This window comes from Azospirillum sp. TSO35-2, assembly GCF_003116095.1.
Taxonomy (GTDB): Bacteria; Pseudomonadota; Alphaproteobacteria; order Azospirillales; family Azospirillaceae; genus Azospirillum.
This window is the reverse complement of the sequence record NZ_LGRA01000013.1, coordinates 162,265-177,979: the sequence shown is the minus strand read 5'-3', so window position 1 is coordinate 177,979 and position 15,715 is coordinate 162,265. Positions and strand designations below refer to the sequence as shown.

Below are 15,715 nucleotides of genomic sequence, written 5' to 3'. Positions count from 1 at the left end.
ACGGGATTCCTTAATTCAAAGGACATGAGGGGGACACGATGCGCATAGCGATGATCGGCACGGGCTATGTCGGCCTGGTCTCCGGCGCCTGCTTTTCGGAATTTGGCGTGCACGTCACGTGCGTCGACAAGGACGCCGGCAAGATCGAGCGGCTGAAGCGCGGCGAGATTCCGATCTATGAACCCGGCCTCGACGATCTGGTCGCCCGCAACGTCGCCGCCGGCCGGCTGTCCTTCACCATGGACCTGCGGGAAGCGATGCAGGGCGTCGACGCCGTGTTCATCGCGGTGGGCACCCCGTCGCGCCGCGGCGACGGCCACGCCGACCTGTCCTACGTCTATGGCGCGGCGGAAGAGATCGCCCAGCATCTCGACCACTACACCGTGGTCGTCACCAAATCGACCGTCCCGGTCGGCACCGGCCGCGAGGTCGAGGCGATCATCCGCCGCGTGCGGCCCGACGCCGAGTTCGACGTCGCCTCCAACCCGGAATTCCTGCGCGAAGGCTCGGCCATCGGCGACTTCATGCGGCCCGACCGCGTCGTCATCGGCGCCACCTCGGACCGCGCGGGCGATGTGATGCGCCGGCTGTACCGGCCGCTCTACCTGATCGAGACGCCGATCGTCATCACCTCGCTGGAGACGGCGGAGCTGACGAAATACGCCGCCAACACCTTCCTGGCCGCCAAGATCACCTTCATCAACGAGATCGCCGACCTGTGCGAGAAGGTCGGCGCCAACGTCCACGACGTGGCGCGCGGCATCGGGCTGGACGGCCGCATCGGCCGCAAGTTCCTGCACCCCGGCCCCGGCTATGGCGGGTCCTGCTTCCCGAAGGACACGCTGGCGCTGGTCCGCACCGCCCAGCAGGTCGGCAGCCCGCTGCGCATCATCGAGACGGTGGTGGACATCAACGACAAGCGCAAGAAGCAGATGGCGGAGCGCATCATCGCCGCCTGCGGCGGAACGGTGGACGGCAAGATCGTCGCCGTGCTGGGCGTCGCCTTCAAGCCGAACACCGACGACATGCGCGACAGCCCGTCGCTGGACATCGTTCCCGCCCTGCAGGCGGCCGGCGCCACGGTGCGCGCCTTCGACCCGGCGGCGATGCACGAGGCCGAAAAGCTGCTTCCCGGCGTGGAATGGTCCAAGGACGTCTATGGCACCTTGGAGGGCGCCGACTGCGTCGCTATCCTGACGGAGTGGAACGAGTTCCGCGCCCTCGACCTGCGTCGGGTGAAGACGATGCTCAAGCGGCCGGTGATGGTCGACCTGCGCAACATCTACAACCCCGAGGACATGGCAAAGGCCGGATTCACCTACAGTTCCATCGGTCGGCCGACGCCGGCCGCCAACCCCGATGGCCGGCCGACGACGCCGTCCGGCGACACAGACCGTGGCTGAGGTCTGAGACGGCGTGCAACAGAGGACGAACAAGACGATGAGCGAAGCCCATACCTTCCACCCCACGGTGCTGCGCGAGTACGACATCCGCGGCATCGTCGGCACGACGCTGACCCCCGCCGACGCCCGCGCGGTCGGCCGTTCCTTCGGCACCGTCGTGGTGCGCAAGGGCGGCAAGACGGTCTGCGTCGGCTACGACGGCCGTCTGTCCTCGCCGGATCTGGAGGAAGCGCTGGTCGAGGGTCTGGTCTCCACCGGCCTGCATGTCCTGCGCATCGGGCTCGGCCCCACGCCGATGCTGTATTTCGCCACCCGCGACCGCGAGGCGGCGGCCGGCATCATGATCACCGGCTCGCACAACCCGCCGGACTACAACGGCATCAAGATGATGCTGGGCAAGGGCCCGGTCTATGGCCAGCAGATCCTCGACCTCGGCACCATGGCGGCCAAGGCCGACTGGGAGCAGGGCCAGGGCTCGTCGGAGAAGATCGACGTCCAGGACGAGTATGTCGCCCGCCTGCTGAAGGACTATGACGGCACCCGCGACCTGACGATCGCCTGGGACGCCGGCAACGGCGCGTCGGGCGAGATCCTGCGCCGCCTGACCGCCAAGCTGCCGGGCAAGCACATCCTGCTGTTCGATGACATCGATGGCAACTTCCCGAACCACCACCCCGATCCGACGGTCGAGAAGAACCTGATCGACCTGAAGAAGGCGGTGGCGGAGCATGGCTGCGACATCGGCATCGGCTTCGACGGTGACGGCGACCGCATCGGCGCCATCGACCACAAGGGCCGCGTGGTGTGGGGCGACCAGCTCGTCGCGCTCTACGCCGCCGACGTGCTGAAGAGCCATCCGGGCGCCACCATCATCGCCGACGTCAAGGCCAGCCAGGCCCTGTTCGACGAGATCGCCAAGCATGGGGGCGTTCCGCTGATGTGGAAGACCGGCCACTCGCTGCTGAAGGCCAAGATGGCGGAGACCGGGTCGCCGCTGGCCGGCGAGATGTCGGGCCACATCTTCTTCGCCGACAAGTGGTACGGCTTCGACGACGCGCTCTATTGCGGCGTGCGGCTGGTCGGGCTGGTCAGCAAGCTGAACACCACGCTGGCCGCCCTGCGCGACGGCCTGCCCGACATGGTCAACACCCCGGAGACCCGCTTCCAGATCGACGAGGAGCGCAAGTTCGCCGTCGTCGACGAGGTGAAGGCGCGGGTCAAGGCGTCGGGCGCCAAGGTCAACGACATCGACGGCGTCCGGGTGACGACCGACGACGGCTGGTGGCTGCTGCGCGCGTCCAACACCCAGGACGTGCTGGTCGCCCGCGCCGAGTCCTACAGCCAGGAGGGTCTGGAGCGGCTGAAGACCGCCCTGATCGACCAGCTGGTGGCGTCCGGCCTGCCGGCGCCGTCCTTCGAGGGCGGCGGTTCGGCGCACTGAGCGCGGTCCCCGGTCCGGTGTGACAACGAGCCCTCTCCCCCCGGGGAGAGGGCTTCGTCGTTTCAGCGGAACGTTTTCAGCGGAAGAGCGGGGCGTACAGCATGCCGCCGCGGGTCCAGGGCTGGTTCAGCCCGCGCTCCATCCCGTAGGGCTTGCCCAGGTTGCGGTCGAAGATCTCGCCGTAGTTCCCGACCTGTGCCAGGACCTGCAGGGCCCAGTCGTCGGGCAGGCCCAAGTTGCGGGCGGCGTTGCCGGCATGGCCCAGCATGCGGTCGAGTTCCGGGTCGTCGGGGATGCGGCCGGCCTGCACGTCGGCGGCGGTGACGCCCTTGGCGTCGGCCAGGATGATGGCGTGGAGGATCCAGCGGGTGACGTCGTACCAGTTGCGGTCGCCGCGCGCGATGTAGGGCGTCAGCGGTTCGCGCGAGATCACGTCGGGGTAGATGTGGATGCCCACCGCCTCGCGGTAGCCGGCCAGCGAGGTCACCAGCACGGTGCGGTCGGTGGTCAGCAGCCCGCATTCATGGGCCAGGAACGCCTGCAGCGCCTCGTCGAAGGTCTTGAAGGTGCGGATGGTCCAGGGCCGGTCGGCCTGCCGGATATGGTCCTCCAGATTGCGGACGGTGGTGGTCGGCGACTTGACGCAGACCGTCTGCGGCCCCAGCCGGTCGAGCGGCGGCGGCGGGCCGTCGCTGAGGATGGCGAAGCCCTGGCCGTCGTAGAGCAGCGGCAGCAGGAATTCGACGTCGAAGGACAGGTCGCGGCTGAAGGTCCAGGTCGTGGTGGTCAGCGCCACGTCGACCTCGTGCTTCTCCACCGCCTCGAACTCCTGCGGCTTGTCGGGCAGGCGGACGACGCGGATCGCCTGGGCGCTGCCCAGCGTTGCGGCGGCGAAGGCGCGGCAGACATCGACCAGGAAGCCGTCGAGATGGCCCTGCGGGTCGGTGAAGGAGATGCCGCTGACCCCGCTGCGCAGCCCGCAGACCAGGACGCCGCGGTTGTGGATGCGCTCCAGCGTCTCACCGTCGGCCGCCCGGGCCGGGACCACGGAGGTCGCCAGCCCCGCCAAAACGGCGAGGCCCATCACCATCCACGCGCCGAACCCCATCGCCACCGCCGCTCCACCCCACCGGACGCGGCGCGCGCGGCCCCGGGATCAGGCCGCCTGCTGGGCGCGCAGCGTGTTGAGCAGACTATGCAGCGATCCCGCTTCCTCGGCCAGCGTGTTCGCCGTCTCGGTCAGGGTGCCGGCGATGTCGCCGGTGCGCGCGGCCTGGGCGCTGACCCCGTCGATCAGCGCCGCCACCTCGCCGGAGGTCGCGGCGATCTCGCCGACGCGGTTGCGAATGTCGGTGGAGGATTCGGTCTGCCGCGCCACCGCGTCGCCGATCAGGTCCTGCACCGTGTTGATCCGCTCGACCGAGGAGGACAGGCGGGTGAAGCTGTCCACCGTGTTCTGGATGCTGCCGTTGATGGCGCTGACCGAGGTGGCGATCTGCACGGTGGCGTTGGCGGTCTCCTCCGCCAGCTTCTTCACCTCGGCGGCGACGACGGCGAAGCCCTTGCCGGCCTCGCCGGCCACCGCCGCCTCGATGGTGGCGTTCAGCGCCAGCAGCTTGGTCTGGTGGGCGATGCCGGTGATGACGTCGACGATCCGGCGGATCTGGTCGGTGTTCTCGCCCAGCTGGCCGACCACGCCGCGGGCGGCGCCCAGCTCGCCGATGGTGGCGCCGACCACGCCGGCGGCCTCGTTCGCCAGGCTGGCGACGGTGCCGATGGTGTCCATCAGCGTCACGGCGCTGCCGTTGCATGTGGCGGCGTTGCGGTTGCTCTCGGCGACGAAGCTGCCGGCGCTGACCGTGCTGTCGATGGTGCTGGCCGACTGCTGGCGTAGCGTGTCGGCCAGCGTCCGCAACTGGCCCGATTGCAGCGCCACGCCCGACGCCACCTGATGCACGTCCTCCATCAACTGGCGGGCCAGCGCGGCCGAGCGCACCTGATCGGTGACGTCGGTCCAGGACAGCGTCTTGCCCAGCACGTTGCCCTGGTCGTCGAACACGGTGTCGACATGGGCCTCCACCGTCGTCTCGTCGACGGTCAGGGTGCGGCGCGGGATCGGCGGGCGGGTGGGATCGGTGCAGTCGGCGGTGAAGCCGGGCCCCTGGGCCAGCAGGTCGGGGCTGGCCGGGTCGATGCCGTGCGCCTCGCAGAAGCGGCGCGCCGCCGGGTTGACGAAGCCGACCTGTCCGTCTCCGGTTGGCCCGCCGGTGCGCAGCAGCGCCGTCGGCACCGGGCTGGAATCGACCATGCGCTTCATCAGCAGCACCTGCTCGACGCTGCCGCGCAGCCGGCGCAGGGCGGCCGCCATCACCGCCAGCTCGTCGCGGCCGGTGCGGGGGACCTCGATCGACAGGTCGCCGGCGGCGATCTGCTCCATGGCGCGGGCGAACTTGCGCAGGCTGGCGAAGACGGCGACGCGCAGCAGCAGCGCCGCGGCGATGGCGACGGCCAGGGCGAAGGCGCCGACCATCGTCAGCGCGTCGTTGCGTAACGCCTCGGTGGCGCCGACGAAATCGGCGATGTCGCGCGATATCTCGGCGGTCGCCCAGGGCAGCCCGCCGTCGCCGCCGATGGCGACGCTGGTGTTCGACAGGGTGGCGTGCTGCGACGGCGCGCCGCCCTTGCTCTCGTACAGCAGCTCGCCCTTGGCGTCCTTGAAGCGGATGTCGGCGTCGAGCACCGCGCCCAGGCTGGACAGCGCCGGCAGCGGGTCGGTCACCACCTCCAGGAAACCCAGCACGCGGAAGCCGCCGATCGGCATGATCATGCTGTGGAGCGGCCGTCCCTGCGCGTCCCGCCACAGCAGGCCGGCGGGGCGGCGCTTGTCGGCCAGCTCGCGCGCCTTCAGCGCCTCGAACAGCGGGGCGACGGTGGCGACGGTGTCCTGGTCGGTGCCGCCGGTGGCGGCGACGCGGTTCATGTCGGCGTCGAACACCGCGACCGACACCAGCTTGACCTCGCGGTCGACGACGACCGGGCGGGCGTGGATGTTCTTCAGCGCCAGCGTCGCCTTGGCGAAATCCTTCTGCGACACGCTGTCGACCAGGAAGCCGTCGCGGCTCCATTCGTTGGCGTGGCCTTGCAGCCATTCCGTGTAGTTCTTGCGGATGCGGTCGTTGACCAGCACGCTGAGCGTCGCGGCGCTGCTGCTGTTGAAGGTCGCCACCGCGAAGTCGGTGTAGCGTTGCGACACCCAGGCCTGGCTGGCGATCAGCGCCGCCACCAGCACGCCGACGACCGACACCATCGCCCGCCGCAGGGTCCAGAAGCGGAAGCGGGCCCCGGACTCATCGACCCGTGCCCTTGCCGCCCGTGCCTTCACCATCGTCGCGACTGCCCTCATGCCCAAACCCCCCGCCGCCAGAACACGGTTTCACGGATTGCAACACGGTCATCATCGCTCGGCTCTTTGAACGGCTTAGCGTCGCTGTGTGAACAGCTCGTGTCATTTCGTTCGCATTTGGGACAAGACGAGCGGTCGAGACCAAAAATTCACCAGATTTTCTGCCGCCGGGGCCGGAGCATGACTTCGCCCCGGTCGCAACGGAAAAGAAAAGCAGCAACCACGAGTGACGACATGACTTGAAAAGCGGCGGCCTGCCGCGATGAATGCACAAAAATAGGGCCACGGCAGCGGGTGACACGTTGTTCACCGCTTCCGTGGCCAGGTTGCCGAGCGCGTGGCCGCCGCGTGATGGCTGCGGCGGGGGAGTTTGCTCGGGGTACTCGATTTCGGGGTTGTCCGGTAAGGCTCAGCCGTCCTGCGCCACGTCGCCGGCGAACAGATAGCCGGTGCCGTGCACGGTCACGATCAGCCGCGGGTCGGCGGGATCGCTTTCGATCAGGCGGCGCAGGCGGCGGACCAGGCTGTCGATGGTGCGGTCGGTGGCGTCGGACTTGCGCCGCGTCGTCGCCGTCAGCAGATAGTCGCGGTTCATCACCCGGCCAGGGTTGCAGACGAAGGTCGACAGCAGCTCGAACTCGGCGCCGGTCAGCCGCACCGGCTGGCCTTGCGGGTCGGTCAGCCGCATGCGGTCGAGCCACAGCGTCCAGCCGGCGAACAGCCGCCGCCGGTCGTCGCGCTGGTCGCCCGGCGCCTTCAGCCGGCGCAGCAGGTTGCGCACCCGCGCCAGGATCTCCCGCGGCTCGAACGGCTTGGCGATGTAGTCGTCCGCCCCCATCTCCAGCCCGACGATGCGGTCGAGCTTCTCCGCCCGGCTGCTGACCAGGATGATGCCGATCTCCGACGCCGCCCGCAGCTCGCGGGTCAGGGTCAGCCCGTCCTGGCGCGGCAGCCGGATGTCGAGCAGCACCAGATCGACCGCGGTGGTCGCCAGCAGCTCCTTCAGCTCCTCGGCGCTGCGGGCCGCCAGCACGGCGAAGCCCTCGTCCGCCAGATAGGACTTCAGCGTTTCGCGCGTCACCGCGTCGTCGTCGGTGATCGCAATGGTCGCCGGCATGACCCCCATCCGCTTCTGCCTGTCGCCGCCCGCCCTGTCCTCAATGCTCCAGAATCTGGCCGAGGAACTGGCGGGTGCGCTCGCTTTTCGGGTTCTCGAAGAAGTCGGCCGGCGACCCGCTCTCGATGATCGAGCCTTCGGCCATGAAGACAATAGAGTCGGCGACCTGCCGGGCGAAGCCCATTTCATGGGTGACGCAGACCATGGTCATGCCTTCGCCCGCCAGCTCGATCATGACGTCCAGCACCTCCTTGACCATTTCGGGGTCGAGCGCCGAGGTCGGCTCGTCGAACAGCATGATCTCCGGCCGCATGCACAGCGCGCGGGCGATGGCGACGCGCTGCTGCTGGCCGCCGGACAACTGGCCGGGGAACTTGTGCGCCTGGTCGGGGATGCGCACCCGCTTCAGGTACATCATGGCGATCTCCTCGATCTCGGACTTCGCCATGCCGCGCACCCAGATCGGCGCCAGCGTCAGGTTCTGCAGCACGGTCAGGTGCGGGAACAGGTTGAAGTTCTGGAAGACCATGCCGACCTTGCGGCGGATTTTCTCCACCGACTTGACGTCGTCGGTCAACTCGGTGCCGTCGACGATGATGTGGCCGGTCTGGTGCGCCTCCAGCCGGTTGATGCAGCGGATCATCGTCGACTTGCCCGAGCCCGACGGGCCGCAGACGACGACCTTCTCGCCCTTGCCGATGGTCAGGCTGACGTCGCGCAGCGCGTGGTAGCTGTTGTACCACTTGCCGACCTTGCGGAGTTCGATGATGGCGTTCTCGGTCATGTCTCGTCTCCAAAAGCCGGTCAGCGGCGGGTGTAGCGGTTGGCCAGACGCTCCAGCCACTGGCTGTAGCGCGACATGCTGAAGCAGAAGATCCAGAACATCAGGCCGGCGAAGACATAGACCTCGGCGAAGTAGGGGCGCCATTCGGGGTCGGTCGTCGCCACCGTCGCGGCGGTCAGCAGGTCGTACAGGCCGACGATGGTGACCAGCGAGGTGTCCTTGAAGCAGCTGATGAACTGGTTGACGATGGGCGGGATGACGATGCGCAACGCCTGCGGCAGGATGATCAGCGCCGTCTTCTGCCAGTAGGACAGGCCGAGCGCGTCGGCCGCCTCGTACTGGCCGCGCGGGATCGCCTGCAGGCCGCCGCGCACGGCTTCGGCCAGATAGGCGGCGGTGAACAGGGTCAGGCCGGCCAGCGCGCGCAGCAGCTTGTCCACCGTGACGCCTTCCGGCAGGAACAGCGGGAACATCACCGACGCCATGAACAGCACGCTGACCAGCGGCACGCCGCGCATCAGCTCGATGAAGCCGATGCAGAAGCTGCGGATGGCCGGCAGCGAGGACTGGCGGCCCAGCGCCAGCAGGATCGACAGCGGGAAGGCCAGCGTGATCGAGAAGACCGACAGCATCAGCGTGATCGGCAGCCCGCCCCACTTGTCGTTGGCGACGTAGGTCAGGCCGAAGACGCCGCCCCACATCAGCACGCCCATGGCGCCCAGCACCAGCGCCCAGGCGCCGGCCAGCCAGGGCCGCCACAGCGCGCGCACGCCGCTGACGCCCAGCATCGCCACGAACAGGGCGCAGGCCAGGAACGGGCGCCACTGCTCGTCATAGGGGTAGGTGCCGAAGAAGATCAGCCGGTGCTTGACGACGATGATCGACCAGCAGGCGCCGGCCGCCTCGCGGCACGCCTCCGACGAGCCGCTCCAGCTGGCGTTCAGCAGGACCCAGCCGACGATCGGCGGCACCGCGAACCACAGGATGGCGAGGCAGGCCACCGACAGCGCCGTGTTCAGCGGCGTGTTGAACAGGTTGTCCTTTGCCCAGCCGAACGGCTTCAGCGCGGTGACGCCGTTCGGCTGCGGCGGGGCCGAGGCCTGCGACGGCTCCTCTTCATAGGAGGCGGCCCAGCCGGCGGCGGGAAGGGTGGACGGGGTGGTGGGGGTGTCCTTGCTCATCGCGTCACCAGGGCCACTCGGCGGTTGTACCAGTTCATGAAGCCGGCGATGCACAGGCTGATGACGAGGTAGACCGCCATCATCATCGACACCGCCTCCACCACCTGGCCGGTCTGGTTGGCCGAAGTGTTGGTGACGCTGACCAGATCCGGATAACCGATGGCGACGGCCAGCGAGCTGTTCTTGGTCAGGTTCAGGTATTGGCTGGTCAGCGGCGGCACGATCACCCGCAGCGCCTGCGGCAGGATGACCAGCCGCAGGATCTGCACCGGCGACAGGCCGAGCGCCAGCCCGGCCTCGGTCTGGCCCTGCGGCACGGCGAGGATGCCGGAGCGCACGATCTCGGCGATGAAGCCGGCGGTGTAGACCGACAGGCCGATCAGCAGCGCGGTGAACTCCGGCGTCACCGCGCCGCCGCCCTCGAAGTTGAAGCCGGCCAGCACCGGCAGGTCGAAGGCCAGCGGCGCGCCGGTGGCGATGAACGCGGCGACCGGCGGCAGAATGACCGCGGCGATGGCCAGCGGCACGGTGGGGAAGGGCTTCCCGGTGGTTTCGCGGTGACGGCGGCCGTAGCGGACGAGGGCGACCGCGGCGGCGATGCCGGCGATCAGCGCCAGCAGGGCCCAGCCATGGCCGGGATGCTCGGCCAGCACCGGGAACTTCATGCCGCGGTTGCTGAGGAAGACGTGCGGCAGCGGCTCCAGCGCCTCGCGCGGGCTCGGCAGCCGGTTCATGATGGTGTACCAGACCACCAGTTGCAGCAGCAGCGGCACGTTGCGGATGGTCTCGACATAGACGGCGGCGAAGCGGCCGACCATCCAGTTCGACGACAGCCGCGCCACGCCGATCAGCACGCCCAGCACCGACGCCAGCACCACGGCGGCGGCCGACACCGCCAGCGTGTTCAGCAGCCCGACCGCCAGCGCCTTCAGATAGGTGTCGGAGGCGGCGTAGGCGAGGAAGCTCTCGCCGATCTCGAAGCCGGCCTCGCGGTTCAGGAAGCCGAAGCCGGTGGCGACGCCGCGGTTGGCGAGGTTGGTCAGGGTGTTGGAAACCAGATACCACGCGACGGCGAGGGCGCAGGCCAGGAACAGCCCCTGATACAGCCACCCCCGCACGCGCGCGGAGTTCAGCGCCTGGACTAGGTTGGACATGATGATGCTCCGTGCGGGGGAGTGAGGCGTGGCGGACACTTGCCCCCACCCCGACCCTCCCCCGCTCCGCAGGGGAGGGAGAGATCCCCTCCCCCGCCCAGCGGGGGAGGTTAGGGTGGGGGCAATGCGCGGCCTTACTTCAGCGGCGGGGCGTACATCAGGCCGCCTTCGGTGTAGAGCGCGTTCTGGCCGCGCGGCATCTTCAGCTTGGAGCCGGCGCCGACGTTGCGCTCATAGCTCTGGCCGTAGTTGCCGACCTGCTTGACGATGTTGAAGGCCCAGTTCTCCTCGACGCCCAGCGCCTTGCCGTTGCCGGCGGTGACGCCCAGCAGGCGCTTCACGTCGGGGTCGGGGGAGGTCATGGCGGCGTCGACCGTCTCCGAGGTGATGCCCTTCTCCTCGGCCTGGACCATGGCGTAGAAGGCCCAGGTCACCAAGTTGGTCCAATCCTCGTCGCCCTGGCGGATCGCCGGGGACAGCGGCTCCTTGGAGATCAGCTCGGGCAGGATGACGTAGTCGGCGGGGTTCTGCGTCTCGGCCGCGCGGATGGCGGCGAGCTGCGAGGCGTCCGACGTCAGCGCGTCGCAACGGCCGCCGAAGAAGGCCTTGTGCAGCTCCTCGTTCTTCTCGATGACGACCGGCTTGAAGGTCATCTTGTTGGCGCGGAAATAGTCGGAGACGTTCTGCTCGGTCGTGGTGCCGGGCAGCACGCAGACGGTGGCGCCGTTCAACTGCTTGGCGCTCTTCAGCCCCAGCTTGGCCGCCACCATGAAGCCCTGGCCGTCGAAATAGTTGGTGGGTGCGAAGTTCAGGCCGTTGGCGGTGTCGCGGGTCAGCGTGCGGGTGGTGTTGCGCGCCAGGATGTCGATCTCGCCGGACTGGAGCGCCGGCAGGCGCTGCTGCGCCGACAGCGGCGTGTACTTCACCTTCTCCGCGTCGCCGAACATGGCGGCGGCGACCGCGCGGCAGACGTCGACGTCCAGGCCCGACCACTTGCCCTTGTCGTCGGGGGCCGAGAAGCCGTAGAGGCCCAGGTTGACGCCGCACTGGACGTAACCCTTCTGCTTCACGCCGTCGAAGGTCGCGCCGGCCTGGGCGGTGCCGGATGCCGCAATGCTCGTCAGGGCGATGGCGGAAACGGACAGGGTGGCCGCGATGGCGAACGCACGGAGAGAGGTCTTCACGGGGCGTGGCTCCTTCAGCCTTGGTCATTCTGGTCGCCGTGGCCGGGGCGCGCCCCTGGCCGGTCGACCGCCACCATCGCGCCGGCGCTTGAACAACGTGCCCCGCCGGGTTGAACGGGAGTGGCCGAGATGTGAACAGCTTTGGACAAACCGGACGCGTCCGGCGCTGGCGAATCCGGACAGCCCCGGACAGCCGATGGCTTTTTCATCGCCAAGCCACGAACTATCTGTGATCCTGTCGGTTGCAGCGGGGACCGGTCGGCGACAGCGGGAGGGTTCTGATGGCGACGCTGAAGGAGTTCGAGGACGCGCTGAAGGCGGCGGGCAACACCGCCGCGCTCGACATCCTGGAGGGGTTGCGGGCGCGCGACCGCAGCCAGCGCACCGTCCGCCCGGCGCGGCGCCTGACCGGGCGCAAGATGACCCCGGAACTCGCCGCCGAGGTGCTGCACCTGCACCAGACCACCAGCATGACCCAGCAGGAGATCGCCTTTCAGCTCGGCGTGAACCAGGGCCGGGTGAACGAGGTGATCAAGCACCGCAAATGGCTGGACGGCGATCCCAACGCGCCGGAGGCCCAGGCCCGCGACAAGGCCAAGCAGCGCGCCAAGGACGGTGTCGGCTTCGCCCCACGCTCGACGGCCCCCAAGCCCGCAGCCCCCAAGCCCGCCGCCCCGCCCGAGCCGGCACCGGCGCCGGTGGCCGCCCCGCCGGTGGTCGCCGAGCCTCCGTCCCCGGCCGAGCCCCCGCTGGCCCCCGCACCATCCGCGGAGCCGAAGACCAAGTCCCCACCCCGCCGGTCGAAGCGGGCCGACCCGCCGGCGCAGTTCGCGTTCAAGGATCTGCTGTAACGCGGCTTTGCCATCCGGTCGCTCGGCCGTCCGGGCCGTGCGGCCGTGGCCGAGCCATGCCCCATGTTCATCTCGCACCCGCGAAATTGACGGCCTGCGACCGATTGCCACGGGGTGCCCTTGGCAAATATCGTGGTTGGTCCCCGGTTGCGTCCGTTCGTCCGACCGCCGGGCCCTTTTTCCCAGCGGCGACAGCGGAGAATCACCATGCCTTCTGCCGGGCACGACGCCGACGCGCGTCGTCACGACCTCGCGGCGTCCCACCATCCCGGTCTGGTGCTCCTGGCGTTGGCGATGGGTGGTTTCGCCATCGGAACGACCGAGTTCGCGACGATGAGCCTGCTGCCCTGCTTCGCCCGCGGCCTGTCGATCGACGAGCCGACCGCCGGCCACGTCATCAGCGCCTACGCGCTGGGCGTGGTGGTGGGGGCGCCGGTGATCGCGGTGCTGGCGGCGCGGCTGTCACGACGGACCCTGCTGATCGCGCTGATGGCGGTCTTCGCCGTCGCCAACGTGTTGAGCGCCTTTTCGCCGTCCTATGGCTGGATGCTGGCTTTCCGCTTCCTCAGCGGCCTGCCGCACGGCGCCTATTTCGGCGTCGCCTCGCTGGTCGCCGCCTCGCTGGTGCCGCCGGACCGCCGGGCGCAGGCGGTGGCGCGCACCATGCTGGGGCTGACCATCGCCACCATCGTCGGCGTGCCGCTCGCCAACTGGATCGGGCAGGCGGTGGGCTGGCGCTGGGGCTTCGGCGTCGTCGGGCTGCTGGCCCTGCTGACCGTCGCCCTGGTCTGGGCCTTCGCACCCAACGACCGGCCGCACCCGCAATCCAGCCCGCTGCGCGAGTTGGGCGCGCTGAAGCGCCGGCAGGTCTGGCTGACGCTGGGCATCGGCGCCATCGGCTTCGGCGGGCTGTTCGCCGTCTACACCTACGTCGCCTCGACCCTGATGGAGGTGACGCAGGTGTCGCCGGCGATGGTGCCGGTCGTGCTGGCCGTCTTCGGCGCCGGCATGACGGTGGGCACGCTGGCCTGCGCCTGGGCGGCCGACCGGGCGCTGATGCCGTCGGTCGGCGGCATCCTGCTGTGGAGCGCCGCCGCGCTGGCGCTCTACCCGCTGGCCGCCGGCAACATCTGGGCGGTGTCGGCGGTGGTCTTCCTGATCGGCTGCGGCGGCGGGCTGGGCACCGCGCTGCAGACCCGGCTGATGGACGTGGCGGAGGACGCGCAGACCCTGGCCGCCGCACTCAACCACAGCGCCTTCAACGCCGCCAACGCGCTCGGCCCCTGGCTGGGCGGCATGGCCATCGCCGCCGGCTGGGGCTGGACCTCCACCGGCTGGGTCGGGGCGGCGCTGGCGCTCTGCGGCATCCTGGTGTGGGGGGCGGCGCTGCTCGACGACCGTGTCACCAACGCCCGGCTGGCGACGGCCTGCGCCGGGGATTGAGGGTGATCGGGAGGGGCGTCGCCAAGCGATCCCCTCCCGATCAACGGTCGCTCACCGTTTTCAGTCCCCGCTGCCCGCCAGCGTCCCGATCAGCCGGTTGCGGATCGCCGACACCGCGCATTCCAACTGGCGGTCGTCATCCGGCTTGGGCGGGCTGTCCATGACGTCCCGGCACATCTCCGGCGCCGCCCACACCCGCGGCTTGGGCGGGACCGGGGCGTTGGGATCGCAGGTGGCGGGGTCGGGGTGGGTTTCCTCGGTGTTGCCGTGGGTCGGCTTGACCTCCAGGTTCGGCGACACGCCGAAGCAGTCGACCAGCGCGCCTGACGGACGGTAATAGCGGGCGGTGGTCAGCCGGATGCCGGTGTCGGCGCTGAGCGAGGAGATGGTCTGCACCGATCCCTTGCCGTAGGAGCGCGACCCGAACAGCAGCGCCCGGTGATGGTCCTGCAAGGCGCCCGCCACGATCTCCGACGCCGAGGCGGAGCCGCTGTTGATCAGCACCACCACCGGCAGGCCGGACAGCAGGTCGCCCGGGGTGCCGCGGTAGGAGCGGGATTCCTCCGGATCGCGGCCGCGCACCGACACGATGTCCACCGTTCCCAGGAAGCGGTCGGCCACCTGCACCGCCTGCTCCAGCAGGCCGCCGGGGTTGTTGCGCAGGTCGATCACGGCGCCGGCCAGCCGGCCCTTGGCCTGCCGGCGCATGTCCTCGATCGCCGCGTCCAGCGACGACGAGGTCGACTGGTTGAAGGTGGCGATGCGGACATAGGCGACGTCGCCCTCCAGCCGGTAGCGCACCGGCTGGATCTTCACGATGGCGCGGGTCAGCGACACCCGGTTGTTCGCCTCGGTCGAGGGCGGGCGGCGGATGGTCAGCGCCACCGAGCTGCCGACCGGCCCGCGCATGCGGGCGACGGCGTCGTGCAGGTTCAGCCCCTTGACCGCGACGTCGTCGATGCGGGTGATCAGGTCGCCGGTGCGCAGGCCGGCGCGGGCGGCGGGCGAGCCGTCGATGGGGGAGACGACGCGGATCAGGCCGCTTTCCTCGTCCATCGTCACCTCGATGCCGAGGCCGCCGAACTCGCCCTGCGTCTGTTCGCGCAGATAGCGGTAGCGCTCGGCGTCGAGGAAGCTGGAATAGGGGTCGAGCGAGCCCAGCATGCTGTCCAGCGCCGCTTCGGTCAGGGCGCGGTCGCCGGCCTTCGGCGTTTCCGCCTTCTTCTTCTGAAGGCCGACCAGCGCCTTGTCGACCAGGACCTGCGGGTCGTAGGGCTTCACATGTTCGGTCAGGACCCGGCGCATCGCGTCGGCGAACAGCACGTAATTGCGGTCGGCGGTGGAGAGCGAGCCGTAGCCACGGACCTTCGCGAACTCCCCGCGGTAGCGGTCGAGCGCCGCGACGGTATCGGCACGGCTGGTCGGCGCCACGGCGCAGGCCGGTCCGATCGCCACCATCAGCAGCAGCAGGGCACCCAGCAGCTTCGCCATCCTAGGCCCCTCTTGACTGGCCGGTCCGTCCGGCGGTCTTGCATGCATCGTTCAGTTTACCAGGGGTTTCGCCGGTGCGGCGACCCTAGCACGTCGTTCGCCCATTCTCAAAGTCCGCCCCGATTTCGGCAAGAGGGTAGCGCCGAAACCGCAGATGGGGCGTGCGAACGGCCCTGTCGCGCGCCCGGATGGGACGCGCGCGGGCGTGAACGGATGGCTGCTTTCGGGGGTGCGAGGGGGATGGCGATGCTGCGTCGCTCTCG

12 protein-coding genes are annotated in these 15,715 nt (G+C 69.5%); 4 read left to right on the top strand and 8 right to left on the bottom strand.

Annotated features, from left to right (window positions below; all coding sequences use genetic code 11):
• Positions 1-38 precede the first annotated feature (38 nt).
• Positions 39-1,403, top strand: a complete 1,365-nt coding sequence (locus tag TSO352_RS08200; protein WP_109106861.1) for a UDP-glucose/GDP-mannose dehydrogenase family protein — start codon at positions 39-41, stop codon at positions 1,401-1,403.
• 37 nt (positions 1,404-1,440) lie between these two features.
• Positions 1,441-2,844, top strand: coding sequence for a phosphomannomutase/phosphoglucomutase (locus TSO352_RS08195; protein WP_109106860.1), 1,404 nt, complete (start codon positions 1,441-1,443; stop codon positions 2,842-2,844).
• A gap of 76 nt (positions 2,845-2,920) precedes the next feature.
• Here the strand turns inward: TSO352_RS08195 and TSO352_RS08190 are convergent, their stop codons facing one another.
• The 7 genes from TSO352_RS08190 to TSO352_RS08160 form a co-directional block, all read right to left on the bottom strand.
• On the bottom strand, positions 2,921-3,952 hold the full coding sequence (locus TSO352_RS08190; protein WP_109106859.1) for an amino acid ABC transporter substrate-binding protein: 1,032 nt from the start codon (positions 3,950-3,952) through the stop codon (positions 2,921-2,923).
• 48 nt (positions 3,953-4,000) lie between these two features.
• A complete protein-coding gene (locus TSO352_RS08185; protein ID WP_247871977.1) occupies positions 4,001-6,247 on the bottom strand; it encodes a HAMP domain-containing methyl-accepting chemotaxis protein in 2,247 nt (748 codons plus the stop codon).
• Between the two features lie 409 nt (positions 6,248-6,656).
• Complete coding sequence (locus TSO352_RS08180) at positions 6,657-7,364, bottom strand: response regulator (protein ID WP_109107359.1); 708 nt, start codon at positions 7,362-7,364, stop codon at positions 6,657-6,659.
• A gap of 40 nt (positions 7,365-7,404) precedes the next feature.
• The gene (locus TSO352_RS08175; RefSeq protein ID WP_109106857.1) at positions 7,405-8,148 is read right to left on the bottom strand and encodes an amino acid ABC transporter ATP-binding protein; all 744 of its coding nucleotides are present in this window, start codon (positions 8,146-8,148) and stop codon (positions 7,405-7,407) included.
• A gap of 20 nt (positions 8,149-8,168) precedes the next feature.
• Positions 8,169-9,329 carry an amino acid ABC transporter permease gene (locus tag TSO352_RS08170; protein ID WP_109106856.1) on the bottom strand — a complete coding sequence of 387 codons (1,161 nt, stop codon included), beginning with the start codon at positions 9,327-9,329 and terminating at the stop codon, positions 8,169-8,171.
• Entirely contained in the window at positions 9,326-10,483 is a 1,158-nt protein-coding gene (locus tag TSO352_RS08165; protein WP_109106855.1) for an ABC transporter permease subunit, read from the bottom strand. The genes TSO352_RS08170 and TSO352_RS08165 overlap by 4 nt, the downstream gene beginning before the upstream one ends.
• Before the next feature lie 134 nt (positions 10,484-10,617).
• Positions 10,618-11,667, bottom strand: coding sequence for an amino acid ABC transporter substrate-binding protein (locus TSO352_RS08160; RefSeq protein ID WP_247871975.1), 1,050 nt, complete (start codon positions 11,665-11,667; stop codon positions 10,618-10,620).
• Between the two features lie 281 nt (positions 11,668-11,948).
• Here TSO352_RS08160 and TSO352_RS08155 point away from each other — a divergent pair, with 281 nt between their 5' ends.
• A complete protein-coding gene (locus tag TSO352_RS08155) occupies positions 11,949-12,518 on the top strand; it encodes a hypothetical protein (RefSeq protein WP_109106854.1) in 570 nt (189 codons plus the stop codon).
• Between the two features lie 207 nt (positions 12,519-12,725).
• Entirely contained in the window at positions 12,726-13,961 is a 1,236-nt protein-coding gene (locus TSO352_RS08150; RefSeq protein WP_109106853.1) for an MFS transporter, read from the top strand.
• Positions 13,962-14,021: 60 nt separating this feature from the next.
• Here the strand turns inward: TSO352_RS08150 and TSO352_RS08145 are convergent, their stop codons facing one another.
• Positions 14,022-15,452: a S41 family peptidase gene (locus tag TSO352_RS08145; RefSeq protein WP_109106852.1), complete on the bottom strand. Its 1,431-nt coding sequence runs from the start codon at positions 15,450-15,452 to the stop codon at positions 14,022-14,024.
• Positions 15,453-15,715: the final 263 nt, after the last annotated feature.

Coding starts and splice junctions, on each gene's coding strand:
- TSO352_RS08200 (WP_109106861.1), top strand. CDS start 39: ATGCGCATAGCGATGATCGGCACGGGCTATGTCGGCCTGGTCTCCGGC.
- TSO352_RS08195 (WP_109106860.1), top strand. CDS start 1,441: ATGAGCGAAGCCCATACCTTCCACCCCACGGTGCTGCGCGAGTACGAC.
- TSO352_RS08190 (WP_109106859.1), bottom strand. CDS start 3,952: ATGGGGTTCGGCGCGTGGATGGTGATGGGCCTCGCCGTTTTGGCGGGG.
- TSO352_RS08185 (WP_247871977.1), bottom strand. CDS start 6,247: ATGAGGGCAGTCGCGACGATGGTGAAGGCACGGGCGGCAAGGGCACGG.
- TSO352_RS08180 (WP_109107359.1), bottom strand. CDS start 7,364: ATGCCGGCGACCATTGCGATCACCGACGACGACGCGGTGACGCGCGAA.
- TSO352_RS08175 (WP_109106857.1), bottom strand. CDS start 8,148: ATGACCGAGAACGCCATCATCGAACTCCGCAAGGTCGGCAAGTGGTAC.
- TSO352_RS08170 (WP_109106856.1), bottom strand. CDS start 9,329: ATGAGCAAGGACACCCCCACCACCCCGTCCACCCTTCCCGCCGCCGGC.
- TSO352_RS08165 (WP_109106855.1), bottom strand. CDS start 10,483: ATGTCCAACCTAGTCCAGGCGCTGAACTCCGCGCGCGTGCGGGGGTGG.
- TSO352_RS08155 (WP_109106854.1), top strand. CDS start 11,949: ATGGCGACGCTGAAGGAGTTCGAGGACGCGCTGAAGGCGGCGGGCAAC.
- TSO352_RS08150 (WP_109106853.1), top strand. CDS start 12,726: ATGCCTTCTGCCGGGCACGACGCCGACGCGCGTCGTCACGACCTCGCG.
- TSO352_RS08145 (WP_109106852.1), bottom strand. CDS start 15,452: ATGGCGAAGCTGCTGGGTGCCCTGCTGCTGCTGATGGTGGCGATCGGA.